Source organism: Polyangium sp. y55x31 (genome assembly GCF_029946505.1).
In the GTDB taxonomy this organism is placed as follows: domain Bacteria; phylum Myxococcota_A; class Polyangia; order Polyangiales; family Polyangiaceae; genus Polyangium.
In genome coordinates this window covers 348104-363451 of record NZ_JARZHG010000003.1, presented here as the reverse complement: position 1 = coordinate 363451, position 15348 = coordinate 348104, and the positions used below count along the sequence as shown (strand labels likewise).

Below are 15348 nucleotides of genomic sequence, written 5' to 3'. Positions count from 1 at the left end.
TGGCGTCTCGTGTCCATCATGCTGCCCTCTTGCTGATGTTGTTCGGTACGCTCGCTGGGTGCGGCGATGTCGCACCGGAAGACGACAGCGATGTGGAGATTTCCGTGGAGGAAGTAACCGAGGGACGTGGGACCACCACCCGGAAAAACCTCTTGTTACCGGAGGGGGAGTTCTCCGCGGAAGCGACGATCAAGCCGTGGTCCTCGTGGTGGTTCCCCACCGTGGACGATTTCCTCTTCGCGGCGAAGAATGGAGAGCTCTCGCCCCTCCAGAAGTACGACCTCTACAGCAGCACGTTCCAGCACAAGACGACGACCGCGGCGGCGTACGAGCGCGAGAAGCTGTACGATGCGCGGGCCGATTCATGGTCGGGTCTATGCTTCGCGTGGGCGCTCGCGTCGATCATGGAGCCCGAGCCGAACAAGCCGATCGTCCACGGATCGCTACGCTTCAAAGTGGGCGACCTCAAGGCGCTGCTTCTCAAGACGTACGAGGCGGTGACCGATACACCCACCGTCGGCGATCGCAATGACGGCGAGTGGAACGATGTTTACGCGGACATCTTGCCGCACACGTTCCATCGTGTCCTCGTCGTCGAGCTTTTCAAGAATCGGCGCCCGTTCATCATCGACAGGGACCCCGGGCACGAGGTCTGGAACCTGCCGGTCTACAAGGCCATCACGAAGATCACGCGTGACACGAGGGCGCGCGACGTCGTGCACGTCCGCACGGTCCTGTTCGTGGCCACCCCGGACGTGAAGACGTACGATTACGTGGGAGCGAACGTGACGACCCGCGAATACACCTACGACCTGAATGGCGCATGGGAAGGGCGCCGCTTCGTCGTGCGCGGGGGTGTGTGGACGGAAAACTCGCGCTGGGATCACCCCGACTTCGTGGTATTGCGGCCAAACGAAGTGAAACGAGCGAGCTTCAACCCCCAGATCGACGTCGAGACCGTCGACGCGATCCTGAAACGAGAATAGGACGAGCGGAAACAGCGCGAGCCTCCGATCGCCGGACGTGTCCGGCTGGACGACGAGCCTCACGCGGGCGGCTTTGCGGCACTCGCGGGCTGCAACGGCGGGCCGTAGGTTCCGCTGCGGGGTTTCGGCATGTCGCGAAGGCCCGTGCTCATCCACGAGGGTCTCGGTCGAGCGCCCGGCCCTGCCCGGAGCCGCGCCGTTCGATGGCTGTTTCTGCGCTTGCTCGGCGTGATCCATTACCTCGCGTTCACCTCGCTCGGTTCGCAGGTGCTCGGTCTTCATGGACGCCGCGGGATCCTCCCCATTCGAGACCGGCTCGAGCGCGCCCGATACGTCCTGGGACCCAAGGGCTACCAGGCCGTGCCGTCGCTCTTCTGGCTGGATGCGTCCGACGCCACGCTCGTCCGAGCTTGCCGCGCAGGCCAGCTCCTCGCGGCGCTGCTCGTGCTGAACGTCGCTCCTCGGCCCGTGCTTTTGCTGCTCTGGGCGCTTTACCTCTCGTTCGTCTCGGCCGGCGGCGCGTTCCTCTCCTTTCAATGGGACGCGCTCCTCCTCGAGAGCAGCCTGCACGCGCTCCTGGTCGCGCCGCGTGGCCTGCGTCCGGGCTTCGGCCGGGAAGACCCACCATGGCAAGCGGTGCTGCTCTTGCGATGGCACGCCTTCCGGCTCTATTACGAATCGGGCCTGGCGAAGCTCCAATCCGGCGATGCCACGTGGAAAAACCGCACCGCGCTCGGCTACCATTACGAGACGCAGCCGCTCCCGACGCCGCTCGGCTGGTACGCGCATCAGCTCCCCTACCCCGTCCACCGGATGTCGACCCGGCTCGCGTTATTTTCCGAGTGCGTCGTGCCGTTTCTTGCGTTCGCTCCCCGGCGCCTCCGGCGGCTTTCCTTCTGGCCTCTTGCTGGACTGCAGGCGGGCATCGCCGCCACGGGGAATTATGGATTTTTCAATTTGCTCACGGCCGTGCTCGCTTCATGGGTCCTGGACGACGAGCCGCTGCTCGGAAAAACCCTCTTTCGCGCCACGGGGCCCGCGCGGCCGATGCGAGGCGTACGGCGCTTCGTGATCGGAGCGGCCGCGAGCCTCCTCTTCGCGCTCACCCTCGGCGCGCACCTCGAACGTTATGGCCCTCGCAGCCCACCGCGGTTTCTCTCGCGTTTGCTGGGCTCGCTCGTGCCGCTGCGTTCGGTCAACACGTACGGCCTCTTCAGCGTCATGACGGTGCGTCGACCCGAGATCGTGATCGAGGGGTCCGACGACGGAGGCCGCTGGCTCGAATACGAGTTCCGGTACAAGCCCACCGATCCTCGCAGGCCTTTGCCCTGGGTCGCGCCGCATCAACCACGCCTCGATTGGCAGATGTGGTTCGCCGCGCTCGGGCCGCCGCCCTCTTGGTTCGTCGGGTTCCTGGTCCGTTTGCTGGAGGGCTCGCCCGAGGTGCTCGCGCTGCTCCAGCGCTGCCCATTCCGTGATCATCCACCACGCTACGTGCGCGCCGTTCTTTACGAGTACCGGATGACGGACACGGAGACGCGACGCCGCACGGGTGAGTGGTGGGAGCGGGAGAGGCTCGGGCTTTATTTCCCGGCGATTTCGATTGCGAAAAATGCCGCGGCGCCGGCGTAGGCTCATCGCCGCAGCCGCGGCCCGATCAGGTGCTGAATCGCGGATCGATCACGTCGTGCAGGAAGGCCCGCCACACCCGGCGATCGCGCTCGCCAATCCGCGCGCGTTGCTCGCCGTTCATGCCGTAGATGCTGCCGAAGCACTCGACGATGCTGGAACCCGCGAACGCGATGTGCCACTGGTATCGCCAATCGACGAGGAAGCGATCACCCACGTCGGGCAAGCCGAAGCGCAGCCATTCCGATAGCATGAGGCTCGCCGGCTCCTCGGGCTCCACCGCGTCGTCATCCCCGTTTTCATCGTCCTCATCCTCATCCTCCTCCGCGTCGTCGTCCTCGCCATGATACGTGATCCGGGCGTCGAGCCCGCCGCGGACGATCGCTTCGCGTAGCCACTCGCACAGCCGCCGGAACGCGAAGGCGTCGCCGTCGACGATGGCCCGACTCGGCGGGTTCCAGACATCGACCCGCAGGACCTCGCAGATCCCGTCCACGTCGGGCGCGAGCAGGCCGACGAACGCGCCGGCAAAGGGGAACGCGCGCCGGAGATCGTCCGCCAGCACGATTGCGTAAGGACCGGCCTCGAACACGGCGAGCAGACGCTCATCGCCCACCACATCGCGGGCACGCGCGAGCGTCGCAGGGGCGGGCGCGCGCACGAGCGACGCGGCTCGATCGAGCGCATCGGAATCGAAGGGCGGCACGGGCAAAGGCGGCGGCGCCCCGTGCTCCACACGCGCGGCGAGCACGTCGACCAGCGGGAAGTGGCCCGCCATTGCATACAAAAAATCGTCCACGAGCTCGAAGGGCTCACGCCGCAGGTGATCGACGACATGCACGTCGAGCCAAGCGCGAAACGTCGCCGCCATCGCCGCGAGCTCCCGCTCGGTCGTCGCATCCGGTCCCGGTCGCGTCAGCGCCGCGCATGTGAGGCCACCGAGCGGGAGACCTGCATGCGCCGTCTCGCCGGTGCCGCGATCGGTGAGCGTGAGCCCGACGCTGCTGCTGCCAAAGCCGCGCAGGCTGCGGTCCGCCGCGAAGACGGAGGTGATCGCGAGCTCGAGCTCGCGGCCGGCGAGCGTGAACGCGTGGCGATGCCCGCCGAGCAGCGCGGGAAGGTGCTCCTCGCACCACGCCCAGAGCGAGCCCGGCCGCGGCGGAAGGATCGCCGCGGTGATCAGGATCTCGCAGGCCGTATATTCCGACAAACCCTCGATACCTGCCGCGTCGACCTCGGCGCAAAGCGTCGCAAGCGCGCGGGTGAAGTTGTCCCTGGCATCCGGTCCCGTCGGCACGTCGAGATACCGCAGCGCGAGCGAGTCGTTGCCAGAGCACGGCAAGCGCCACCGATGGATGCCACCGTCGCGCTCGACCACGACCTCGAGCCCGGCGTCGACCCACCCATGGTGCGGGGTCAAGCGAATGAACCTGAACCACGCGCCTTCGACCCGGAGCGTGGTGCCGCCCTCGCGCGCCGCGTGTCCCACGAGCCAGCCGCCGCCGTCGCGCAAGAGCGTCCACAGTGTGCCCTCTGAAGCCACGGGCGCGGGGAAATGGCGCAGCCAGTAGCCATTGAGCGCCTCGCCGAGCGCGTGCCACAGGCCCTCGGCCCACAGCGGGAGCGGCAGCTTGTCCGCGACCGCGCCGAGCTGCTCCCGGCGCACGGCCTCGCGTGGATCGTGCGTATAGTCGATCGAGATCCCGAGCTCGTCGGAAACCTCCGCCTCGGGCACGATCACGCGCGCGTCGGCCAGCGCGAGCTCCCGCGCCGCGTCGCGCACGGTGTCGACGACCGTGAGCCTCTGCAATACCTGCAGCCGGTCCGACGGTTCGAGGAGGTCGACCACGAGGGGCGTCCCCGTGCCGAGGATGCGGATCGCGGCGTCGCGGGCGAGGGCGACGACCTCTGCGACGACCGCCTCGCGCGTGAGCTCTCGGGTGCGCACGAGCTCGTCGATGAAGACTTGATGAGACGTGGAGAACATCGAGGGCGATGCTACCGCCGAAGGCAGATGAGGTCGAGGTAGGGGCGCAGTCGATACGACTGGCCCGAAGCTTCGAGGCCCCTCACATTCACCGGAGGAGACGAGATGACCATCGACCTCGACGCGTACCTTCGACGTATCGGTTACAACGGGCCGCGGGCGGCAACGCTCGATTCCCTGCGCGAGCTCATCCTCCGCCACACCGAAGCCATCCCGTTCGAGAACCTGAACCCGCTGCTCGGGTGGCCGGTGCCGCTCGAGCTTCCGGCGCTCGAGCAAAAGCTCGTCGAGAGGCAACGAGGCGGCTATTGTTTCGAGCAAAACCGCCTCTTTCAGGCAGCGCTCGAGGCCCTCGGCTTTCGTGTCACGGCGCTCGCCGCGCGCGTGCTCTGGAACGCCGCCGAGGACGCGATCACGCCGCGCACCCACATGCTCCTGCGCATCGACCTGGGCGACGAGCCGTACATCGTCGATGTCGGTTTCGGTGGACAAGTCCTCACCGGTCCGTTGCGCCTCGAGCTCGGCACGGAACAGCCGACCCCCCACGAACCTTTCCGGCTGCTCCCGAGGGAGGACGATGTCTTGATGCAGTCGAAGATCGGCGACGACTGGAAGACGACCTACCGCTTTGACCTCAAACCACAATATCCGGTCGACTTCGAGATCTACAACTACTACCTGTCGACCCATCCACGCTCGCATTTCCGCACCGGATTGATGGTGGCCCGGTCCATCCCCGGTCGTCGCTACACGCTTCGAAACCGGCAATTTGCCGTTCACCACCTCGGCGGCCCCACCGAACGTCGTGCCCTGGAGAACGCCCAGGACCTGAGGCGGACCCTGGAGCGCGACTTTTTGCTCGCCGTACCCGACACGCCCGAGCTCGAAGCCGCCTTCGAACGCCTCCCGTAATGGGCGCTGCGCGAGCTGGATACAGGTGCGTGGGTGGGTTGTTTCTGCGCGCATGGGAAAACGTTTTTCACGCCCGACCCGACCGGTTTTCCTGGACATCCAGCCTCACGACCCGACCCGCCGACCTTCCGGTTCTCGACCATTCCTCGATTCGCTGCGCGCGGCCAGGCGACCCCATGAGGAATGGCGCTTGCAACTGCGCGAAACGGCGACGCCTCGGACGGATCCGCACCCGTCGAGAGCGAGCCAAATGGGGGATATCGCAATGAAGCAGCAAAATATCGGACGGTACGTGCGCGGCGGGGGAGCCTTCTGCCTCGTCTTGTCTTTCGTGGCGGCAGGTTGTGTCGTGGAAACGAGCGAGGATCACGAGTTCGTCTTCGTCGAGGAGCAGGGGGCCGACCTGGAACGGAAGGGCGAAACGGTGAAGCAGGTGGAGATCATCGAGCAAAAAAGGCGGAAGAGCGACGTCTGCCAGACCGTGCCGGAATGCGATGAGATCCGCCTGCAGTTCAAGCTGAAGCTCACGCCGATGGGCCAGAAAGGGCACGCGTCCACCGCGCAGATCAGCGCCGGCGAGTGCACCCCCATGTTCGGGGGCCAGAGCGATGACCCAGTATGCTGCGATTGCGGAGTGCTGCCGTAACGAGGAGGTTCAACCCGGGGCGAGCATCGCAATCATGGCCGCGGGTTCGCGGATGCCCTCCGCGGCCATGAAGCGCCGGCTCTCCTCGATGAGCGCGAGGCCCTCGGCGCCGCCCCGGAGCGCGCCCAAGCGGGCGCGCGCGGCTTCCCGATAAAGCGCCATTTCCGTCCGAGCGAAGCCCTCCACGGCCGCGGAGAGCGCACGCGCGGCCCGGTCTCGATCCCCCCCGAGCCGCGCCGCAGCGGCCCGGATCAACGCCGCGAGCGGCGCCGCGTGCGGCAGCGCGGTGCGCTCGATGCGGCGGGCCTCGGTGAGGGCCGTGCGGACGAGCCGCGCCTCGCGCGAGCGGAGCGCGTGGACCGGTCCACACGCAGCCGCCGCGAGCGCAGCGCGCGCCCGGAGGTGGCAAAGCTCGACGCGAATGCACTCCACCCAGAGCAGCTTCGATCCGCGAAGGTGCGGCCACGCATCCTCGATGTACGCCCATGCGCGCTCGGCTTCGCCCATGTAAAGGCACGTCTGCACGACGCTGATCACCCGATGGTATTGCTGTGTCGGGTTGAGCCGCCACTCGAGCTCGACGTCCTCCGTCCGAAGCGAGGCGTCGTACTCCTCGGCGCGATCCGCGGCGAGCCACGACAAACTCGGCTGGCCGAGCCGGCAGCTACTCATCGCGAAGAGATCACCCCGCCGCTCGGCGTCCCGCATCGAGCGGGCGAGCCGCTCGCCGAGCTCCCGCACCCGGCCGAGCTGCGCGAGCGCGGAGAGCGCGAACGCGTCGAGCATCGCGAGCTCCCAGGCGATGCCCTGGCAGCGCTCTCGTAAAAGGGCCGCGGACTCGTCGCAAAAGCGCACCGACGCCGCCCAGGACGCAGCAAACCACGAGCACGCGGCGCGAGACGCGAGCGCCCAGGCTCGGTCGTAAGGGTCCCCGGTCTCGCGGGCCAGGTCCTCGGCGAGGCAAAGCAGCCGCTCGCTGTGCCAGCGAAGCAGCGGCCACCGGAAGCACGCTTCCACCGAGGCCTCGTAGCCGAGCGCCCGCGCCATCCGGGAGCGCTCGCCGAGCTTCAGCGCGGCGCTGAGCTGCTTGACGCCGAGCGCGTCGGCGGTCGTGAAATTGATCAGCGCCAGGCTCGTCGATACCCCCCAGAGGGTATCGAGGCGCGCGAGCGCCTGCGCGGAGACCTGATCAGGGCTGCGACGCTTGACGCGGACGCCCTGCGCGAGGAGCCGCTGGCGCACGAAGAGCGCCGACCAGAACGCTCGTCGCGAGGAGTCGGGCAGGCGCACGCCGACGCGCACGAGCACCGAGCGAAGGAGGCTCATTCCCTCGTGAATGCGCCCGCTGTGCAGGTATTGCTCCGCCGCACAGCGCTCCAGGGTGAGGATCTGCATGTCGTCGTGCGCCTGCGCCGCGCGTGTGGCAGCTGCGGCCATGAAGGCCTCTGCCGCCTCCCCACCACGCCCCGCGTTGGTCAGCGTCTCGCCGAGCTTTCGCTCGACCTTCCAGCGCTCCTCGCCGTGGGTGTCCAGCGTGAGCGCCTTGCGGTACAACGCCGCCGCGCGATCGAAGGCCAGCGAGGCGGCCGCGCGATCGGCCGCCAGCAGCGCATAATGGCTCGCCGCGCGAGCGTCGCCGGCGCCGAGGTAATGCTCGACGAGCGCCTCCGGGTCGGGCGAGGGGAGGGAAAGGAGCGCCTCCGCGAGTCGGCGGTGGCAGGTGCGAAGCTCCTCGGCGGGGAGATCGGCGACGAGCGCCTCGCGGATCCGATCATGGTACGTCTCGACCGCCAGCTTGCCATTGAGCTCGGTGAATCGCAAAAGCGAGAGCTGGCCGAGGCGGGCGGCGTCCGGGCGTCCCGTCTCGCCGAGCCCCGATGCACGCAATGCGACCCCGCGATCGATGGGCCCGCCGGCCACCGAGACGATTTCGAGCAGGCAGCGCTCACGCCGGGTGAGCTGCTCGACCCGAGCCTGGATGACCCGGGAGAGGTGCAGATCGAGCGCCGCGCCGGGCGCGGCGCGGAGATGACGGGCGAGCTCGCCGATGAAGAAGGGGGAGCCGGCCGACTCCACCGCCATGCGCGCGGCGAGCGGTTCGAATGCGGACCCTTCCGAGGCGAGCACCATCGAGAAAAGCGCGCGCGAACACCCCTCGTCGAGCGGCGAGAGGACAATCCTTCGCGCGGCGCCCTCGGGCAGCTCGCGGGCCATGGAGGCGACCGCCTCCAGGATCGGGCTGCGATCGACGTCCTCGCTGCGATACGAAAGGATCACGAGCATCGGCGGGGCGTCCTCGGGGCGCAAGAGCTCGCGCAGGAGCAGGCCGCTGTCGGCGTCGCCCCATTGCAGGTCGTCGATCCAGAACACGAGGAGCCGGAACAGCGCGATGTTGGCGGCGAGCTCGCGCATCGCTTCGAATCCGCGCTGCCGGAGCTCCTGGGGATCCTGAGCGCTCGCCGCGTGCCCGCGAGAGGTGGCGAGCGCCGGGACCCTCCCCAGCACGGGGAAGAGCCGCGTCAGCGCGGCCCCGTGCGCCGGTGCAATCGCGTCGAGGTGGTAGGGATGGAGGCTGACCAGATAACGGCTCAGCTCGTCGACGAGCGAATCGAACGCCTTGTACGGAACGGATTCCTGCGGGTGGCAGCGGCCCCGAAATGCGACGAGGTCGAGCTCGGTCTCGATGAGCGAGGAGAGGAATCGCTGCACGAGCTCGGTTTTTCCCATTCCCGAGGCTCCCTCCACGCGCACGAGCACGGCATGTCCGCTCTTGACGTCCTCGAAGGCAGCGCGCAGCGCCGCGAGCTCCTCCGCGCGACCGACGAAAGGGGCCTCTTTTGCTGGGGGCACGGCCTCGGAGAGCTCGCTCGGGCTGCTGCCGAGGGCCTTGAGAATCGTGTCGCCCCCGGCGCGACGCGCGGGGTCGGGATGGAGCAGGGCCATGACCAAGGCATCGAGCGCAGGCGGCGTCGCAGGCGCGAACTCCCGCGGCGGCCGCACGTACGCCTGCTGTTTGTGCCGGAGCACGTCGGGCACCGAGCCGGTGAAGGGCAACGACCCGGTCAGCGCCTCGTAGAGCATCACGCCGACGCTGTACCAATCGGCCGCCGGCGAGAGCCGTCCGCCGCGCATCTGCTCCGGCGCCATGTAGGGGAGTGTCCCGACAACCTCCCTGTCGGGCGGCCATTGGCTGCCCTGGCGGTAGGGGATGGTGAGTCCGAAATCGAGGATGACCAGGCGGCCCTCGCGGGTCACCACGACGTTCGAGGGCTTGATGTCGCGGTGGATCTTGCCGCCGGCGTGGAGCGCCGCGAGGCCGTGGACGAGCTGCGGCAGCGTCCGCGAGAGGCGCTCGAGCGCGGCGGGAGGGAGGCCCTCCGAGGTGTCTTCCTCCCGGCAGGGGACCTCGGAGCCATCGACGAGCGCGAGGCGCATCCGGCTCCTCGGCTCGGTGAGGAGCGGGGCGCATCCCTGGGGACCGCGCACGTGCTCGATGAAATGGACGCCGTCGAGCAGCTCCATCGTGAAGAAGCAGTCTTCGCCCTGGGCGACCAGCTCGTAGAGCTCGACGAGGTTCGGGTGGGTGATGCCGGCGAGCGAGCGGAACTCTTCCTTGAGGTAGTAGAGCAGATTGGAATCGAGGTATTCCAGCGTCTTCAGGGCGACGTCGCGCCCCATCTCCACGTCGTGGACGCGGTAGACCGAGCCCATCCCCCCCCGCCCGATGAGTTCGATGGGACGAAAACGGTCGGTCCCCTGGAATGGATGATCGGGGACGCCAGGATTGAGCCACGCGACCATGGATGAAGCCTTCTCCGTCTCGCAGCGTCTGCCGGCCTGCTCGGCCGGCTCGGGCGGCAATATCGGGCAGAGGAACCGCCATCGCAATCGGGCGTACCAGCATCCGGTCCCGAGCGTCACGACATCCCGGAAATCTCCTCGACCAGGACGGGCCAACGAAATCCGCCGCGCTTCGTCCTGTATTTCATGGATTTGCGCCGGTCGAGAGCGCGGACACCATGCCCTCGGCGCCGACGATGTCCAGGAAATGCGGCAGACCTCGCTCCACGAGCTTTTCGTCGAGATCCCGGAGGAAGCGAAGGTCCTCGAGCTCACGCTCCTCGGGCGGCCAGATCGCGCAGAGATTGCCGAGACGCCCGGTGGGATTGTGGAGCTCGGCGTGCGCCAAGATCGCGTTCACCGCATGCCGTGCCGACTCGTTCGCCGCCTCCATCGTGGTCAGCCGGGTATACGTCTTCATGTACGTCCCGGCAAACGCGAGGGTATCAAAATAGATCCCGTACTTGCCCGGCTCCCCGGGCCGCGACGCCCATTCGCCGGGACGGTTGATGAGGAGCGGCGCGTCGTTGGCGAGGACGCCGCTGCCGTCCTCCTTGAACCGGATCGCGTCGTCGATATGATAAAAAAGCGGCTCGGGGGGCGGCCAGAAGAGCAGCCCCGGCTCGCCGTCGCGCGCCGCCGCGCGCCCGCGGCTGCGCTTCTCGAGGCCCTGCACGATCTGCCGCCAGACCTCGCGCGCAATCTCTTCGCGTGACGATTCCCACGCGCACTTTCCGGTGTTCCGGCTCCTCTTGTACCAGTTCGCGATGCATACGGACAGGGTGCCCCGGTATCCGCTGTTCACGCGGGGCTTTTGCCTCCAGAAGATCGCCTGCGAGATCGACGAGAGCCCCCAGTCCGAGTCCGGGAAATAGGTGTGGCCGTTGACCCACTGAATGTCCTCCGCGAAATAATACTGAATACCGCTGAGGTGCTGCAGAGCGCCCTCGGGGTGCGCTCTCTCCAGCCCGCCGGTGGGGAGCTCGCGAATCCGGCGGAGCGTATCGTCCCGCGGTCCCTCATCGGACCCCGCCGGGTGCGCGCGCTCGTACGCCTCCACGAGCTCCTCGGTGACGAGGCGCTTCACCTCCTTGGCGGGGAGCGCAATCAGGAAGTACCCCATGGCATAAAGCGCGGATCTGCCGTCGAAGCGGTGGACATCGAGCCGGATCTCGCCGTCCCGGAGCCGAATGCCCCGCAGCTCTCCGTGGATGAACCGGACGCCCTGCGCTTCGAGGTAACGGCGCCAATGCGCGAACCAGGCCTCGCTCGTGGGACCATTCAGGGTCCCGTCCAGGTATTGCGTGTCGGCGAGCTGGTCGAGCATGAGCTGCATCGTGACATTGCCCTGCGTCCGCGCGTCCCCCTCCCGCGCCGACATGGCCACGAGCGCCTGCGGCCAGGCGTCCATCGATTCCTGGAGCTCCGGGTTCAGGCGGTCGCCCTCCAGGAAATCCCACCATGAGATCTGCTCGTATTCCTTTTCGCGGCGCGCGCTCGACGAGGTGAGGTATTTGAAGAGCTTGCGCTCGAACTGCTGCATGTCCTCGAGCGTGAACCGCATGGTCACCAGCAAGGCGTGGAGATTCCTCCAGATCACCTCGAACGACCGCGCCACGCGGCGCGGGACGAGCGCGGGGGCGCCCTCGCGCTCGGTCATGACGGCCTGGGTGCTCGTCGAGACGAGGTTATCGTAGACCGTGCGCGTCGTCTCCATGGGGTAGGTGTCGATCCACATGCGCAGATCGCGCAAGGTCCCGAATCTCTTGATGGCCGCACGCGTGCGCGCCGCTCGTACCGGGGAGACGGGCACGTCCTCGAGGATGGGCGTGCGCCGCATCGTGTCGAAGAGATGCCAGTAGAATGCCGGAAAGAAGCGGAATCCATGCTCCCCTGGCAGGATGGCCTCCCGCACGAAGAATCCCACGTAATTGCGTTTGTCGGCCGGCCTCTCCGGATCGTGGGCGTCCCCGAGCCCCCAGGTATCCAGGCGCGACGTCCGGGGCAACGAGGGATGCGGGCTCATGCTCGGCGGATCCTGGACGCCGAACACCGTGACGAGCTGCTCTTTGACATAGTTTGCCCGCGCAAGGGTGAGCGCCTCGTCCGGCACATCCGCGAAACCCTCGATGTCGACCTCGCGCAGGAATGGATATCGATTGAGCTTCTCGGCCACCGCAGCGAGGATACGCGCGGCCTCCGCCGGATCGGCCGGCACCGCTTCGCCCGGCGCGAAGTAGATCTCTTCGTCGAGGCGAATGATCGGCTCGGTGCTCCGCATTCGCTTCTCGGGCTCCTCGAGCCAAGCGGGCCAGTTGACGCGCGTCCACTGGGTCCGCGCCATGCCGCCGACCTCGGACCGCCCGGGGATGGTCGGCTCGCCGCCATCCTTTTCCCAGACGAACACCTGGAACCCGCGCTCCGAGAGCTCGTGCGCGGCGGTGAGGCCGGCAATCCCTCCCCCGAAAATGGTGACGATCTTGGGTTCCTTCGGCGCTGCCATCTCCCCCTCCCTCCGTATCAGGCGAGGCCAGCCGCCCTCGCCGTCGATTGCCGAAACCGCCGCAGCAGGGCCGGAAATGCCCGATCGCGGACCGCTCCGTGCAGGTATGTCTGGACCGCGTCGTGCAGGGCGATCACGTCCTCCACGCGCGCGAGCACCACGAGCCGTTCCTCGAGCAGCGCCTCCAGCAAGGTGCGCTGCGCGTCGACCAGATCGAGGATCGTCCGCCGATCCGTGCGCAGGAGGACGTCGGGCGAGGGCGGGGCCTCGACGAAATGGATATCGTGAGGTTCACAGCGCAGGCCGAGCGCCTCGCCGTCCACCTCGATCCGGATCTCGCGGTGCGCGAGCCGCTCGCACAGGCGCTCGAAGATCCAGGGCAGATCACGCCGCAGCGCCGCGAACGATTCCGCGAGGAACGCGGCGAAGGAGGCCTCAGGCGGTGACGCGCTCGAAGATCGCATGGCCCTCCATGAAGACCCGCTCACCGCGGACGACTCCGCTCAATCGCAAAAAACCACGGATCTCATTGATGATGGTGATCCCGAGGTCGTGATCGTTTGGCACGATGATCTGCGCGACCTCTTCGGCCTCGAAGCCGAGGTGGAGCTCGTCGCCCTCGGCTGCCGCGCGGATATCGAGGCGCCGCGGCACGTCCGTCGCGGTCTCGGGCGCGAGGAGGGCCATCACCCGGGGCACCTTGAAGACGCGCCGTGGCCGGAGGTATCCCTCCTCTTGGACCACGATATCGCGGCTCGCCAGCACGCGGTCGAGCTTTGCGCCCTTCCAGAGGAGGAGCGCCTGCGTGCGCACCTCGTGGTGGCCGCGGTCGGCGAGGCGCGAAAAGACCACGCTCCACGGCGAGGTGGCCGAGGCGGACAGGCCGTAGCCCCATTCCCAGGCGAAATCGCCGCCCCAGGCGAACCGGCCCCAGTTGTGATCGTGGTACGCGGGCGCGCCCTCGAAGCGGTGCGTGCGGCCGGAGACGACGACCGTCCCCGAAGCGACGAGCCGCGGGACGAGGAGCCAATGCAGCGATCCGGCGCTGCCCAGCGCGAATTGACGCTTGGACAATGGCAACGTCGTCGGCCGCAGGGAGAGGGCCATCGAAATGGGACGATCTGCGAGCGTCACCGCCAGCTCGTACCGCTCGCCGGAGATCTCGAGGCGATTCTTCCCGAAGGTGGCCCCGAGCCGATCGCGGCGGAGCACGACCTCGTCCTCGCCATGGACCTCCACGTCGCCATCCCATTGTTCCTCGCGCACGAGCGCCGTCACCTGCGCGCGCGCCTCGCCTTCGGGGCCGCCCGTGACGCTGAAGTTCACGATCGTATCGATGCCCGGGCCGTGGATGCAGAAATGCAACCATTCCTTGTGCGCCGCGCGCTCCGCGCGCGTGGCATGTGGAAAACGGAACGCATCGAGGCGCGCGAGCACGGAGGCGGGCAGCGTGTTCACCGCAAAAGCCCCCGGATCGGCGGGCGTCTCCCGGCCCCCTCCCGGCGCTCCGTCGGCGAGGGCACGCGCGCCGCTTCGAGGACCGAAAGCACGTTCGTTCGGAACGAGATCAAGCCGAGGACGAAATGGAGCGTCACCTCGTCCTCTTCGCGCCCACCTCCCTGCGCGCGCTCGCCGCAATACGCGAGCGCGACGTCGAGCTTCTTGCATACGGCGAGGAGGCCCAAGGCGAAGTCGAGCACCGGCTCGTTGTCGTTCAGCGCGTCAGCCCTGCGATCGAGGATCCGGCTCGGCATCGTCGCCTCCCAGCGCGAAGAATCTGGAGAGCATGGGCTCCAAGGCCTCGACGCGCGTCGCGAGGACCAGCGCGTCGAAAAGCGCGGAGGGCTCGGCCGCGTCGCCGTCGTCGAGGCTGACGGCGCAGGTATCCCAGAGAATGCGCCCGCGGCGGATCAGCGCCGAGTCCGCAAGCTCCGTGCGATAACGCCGCCCCTCCGGCGTCAGGGCAAACCGGCGCCCCTCCGCGACGAGCGCGCGGACGAACGCCTCCGCGGCGAGCGGGTGCGCCCTCATGGCGGCCCGCAGCTCGTCGAGGATCGCGGCCAGCTCATCCTCGGGGTGGCCGAGGACCACACGCAGGGGATTCTCGCCGTTTGTCATGGCACCGTCCTGCCCGTTTCGTCCGCGGGCGCCGGCGGCTCGGCGGGCTCGGCGGGCTCGGGCCGCTCGAGCACCTCGATCCAGAGCGGGATGTCGCGCCGAGGGGATTCGGGCGAGCTCACCTCGATCGTCCCGCGATAACGCTGTCGGGGATAAAAACGCTGCTGTTCGAGCGCGACGCGCACGTCCACGAGGATCTCCTGCCCCGGCCCGAGGCGCGCCGTCGCTGGTGTGACACGAACAGAGCCCTCGAAAGGCTCGCTGCAATCGATGCTGGTGAGCGCCGAGGCGCGCACCGAGATGGCCGCCTCGCTCCGGCTCGCGTTTTCCAGGACGAACTGGCCCACGGCCTCGCCGCCCGGGTGGCCGGTGATGCGCAGCGCCCGCAGCGAGGCGCCCGCGCGCGGCGCGCGCGTCCTCTCCAGCCGGCTCATGAAGAGATCGGCGTGGTCCCGACCGAACGCGAGCACGCGGTTCAGGATATCGAGGTGCAATCGCATGAGGTCGATCAGGAGATCACCGTCGGTCGCGCTCTCCCCGATGGGGACACGCGGCAGCTCGGGGCCGCGACGCTCGCCCGTGATCTCCCTCAGCCGGTGCAGGTTCCCGAGCGCCTCCGCGAGCCCTTCGAGCACCGCGGTCCGCGCCTCCTTGAGGCGCTCGGATTGCTCCCGTCCTGGATTGGCTCCCTCGAATTCGTCGGTCCGCGGTCCATGGCTCATGTTCC

The 15348-nt window shown here is 68.0% G+C and carries 12 protein-coding genes; 4 read left to right on the top strand and 8 right to left on the bottom strand.

What is annotated here, in order from left to right:
* The first annotated feature begins 104 nt into the window (after positions 1-104).
* Positions 105-986, top strand: coding sequence for a hypothetical protein (locus QHF84_RS07800; protein ID WP_281312561.1), 882 nt, complete (start codon positions 105-107; stop codon positions 984-986).
* A gap of 129 nt (positions 987-1115) precedes the next feature.
* Positions 1116-2618: a lipase maturation factor family protein gene (locus QHF84_RS07795; RefSeq protein WP_281312560.1), complete on the top strand. Its 1503-nt coding sequence runs from the start codon at positions 1116-1118 to the stop codon at positions 2616-2618.
* Between the two features lie 25 nt (positions 2619-2643).
* On the opposite strand, the gene QHF84_RS07790 is transcribed toward QHF84_RS07795, so the two are convergent.
* Positions 2644-4602: a NusA N-terminal domain-containing protein gene (locus QHF84_RS07790; RefSeq protein WP_281312559.1), complete on the bottom strand. Its 1959-nt coding sequence runs from the start codon at positions 4600-4602 to the stop codon at positions 2644-2646.
* A gap of 105 nt (positions 4603-4707) precedes the next feature.
* Between QHF84_RS07790 and QHF84_RS07785 the strand changes: the two genes are divergently transcribed.
* Positions 4708-5514 (top strand): arylamine N-acetyltransferase, encoded by an 807-nt coding sequence (locus QHF84_RS07785; RefSeq protein WP_281312558.1) that lies wholly within the window; start codon positions 4708-4710, stop codon positions 5512-5514.
* A gap of 52 nt (positions 5515-5566) precedes the next feature.
* Complete coding sequence (locus tag QHF84_RS07780; protein ID WP_281312557.1) at positions 5567-6160, top strand: hypothetical protein; 594 nt, start codon at positions 5567-5569, stop codon at positions 6158-6160.
* A gap of 9 nt (positions 6161-6169) precedes the next feature.
* Here QHF84_RS07780 and QHF84_RS07775 read toward each other — a convergent pair whose 3' ends face one another.
* The 7 genes from QHF84_RS07775 to QHF84_RS07745 all read right to left on the bottom strand — a co-directional run bounded on the left by QHF84_RS07775 (position 6170) and on the right by QHF84_RS07745 (position 15343).
* The gene (locus tag QHF84_RS07775) at positions 6170-10081 is read right to left on the bottom strand and encodes a serine/threonine-protein kinase (protein ID WP_281312556.1); all 3912 of its coding nucleotides are present in this window, start codon (positions 10079-10081) and stop codon (positions 6170-6172) included.
* A gap of 64 nt (positions 10082-10145) precedes the next feature.
* A complete protein-coding gene (locus QHF84_RS07770) occupies positions 10146-12503 on the bottom strand; it encodes an NAD(P)-binding protein (protein WP_281312555.1) in 2358 nt (785 codons plus the stop codon).
* A 17-nt stretch (positions 12504-12520) separates the two neighbouring features.
* Positions 12521-12967, bottom strand: a complete 447-nt coding sequence (locus tag QHF84_RS07765; protein WP_281312554.1) for a hypothetical protein — start codon at positions 12965-12967, stop codon at positions 12521-12523.
* Positions 12939-13961: a hypothetical protein gene (locus QHF84_RS07760; protein WP_281312553.1), complete on the bottom strand. Its 1023-nt coding sequence runs from the start codon at positions 13959-13961 to the stop codon at positions 12939-12941. The genes QHF84_RS07765 and QHF84_RS07760 overlap by 29 nt, the downstream gene beginning before the upstream one ends.
* Positions 13958-14257 (bottom strand): hypothetical protein, encoded by a 300-nt coding sequence (locus QHF84_RS07755; protein ID WP_281312552.1) that lies wholly within the window; start codon positions 14255-14257, stop codon positions 13958-13960. Before QHF84_RS07755 ends, QHF84_RS07760 begins: the two co-directional genes overlap by 4 nt.
* The gene (locus QHF84_RS07750; RefSeq protein ID WP_281312551.1) at positions 14226-14621 is read right to left on the bottom strand and encodes a hypothetical protein; all 396 of its coding nucleotides are present in this window, start codon (positions 14619-14621) and stop codon (positions 14226-14228) included. The genes QHF84_RS07755 and QHF84_RS07750 overlap by 32 nt, the downstream gene beginning before the upstream one ends.
* Positions 14618-15343, bottom strand: a complete 726-nt coding sequence (locus tag QHF84_RS07745) for a hypothetical protein (RefSeq protein WP_281312550.1) — start codon at positions 15341-15343, stop codon at positions 14618-14620. The genes QHF84_RS07750 and QHF84_RS07745 overlap by 4 nt, the downstream gene beginning before the upstream one ends.
* Between the last annotated feature and the right edge of the window lie 5 nt (positions 15344-15348).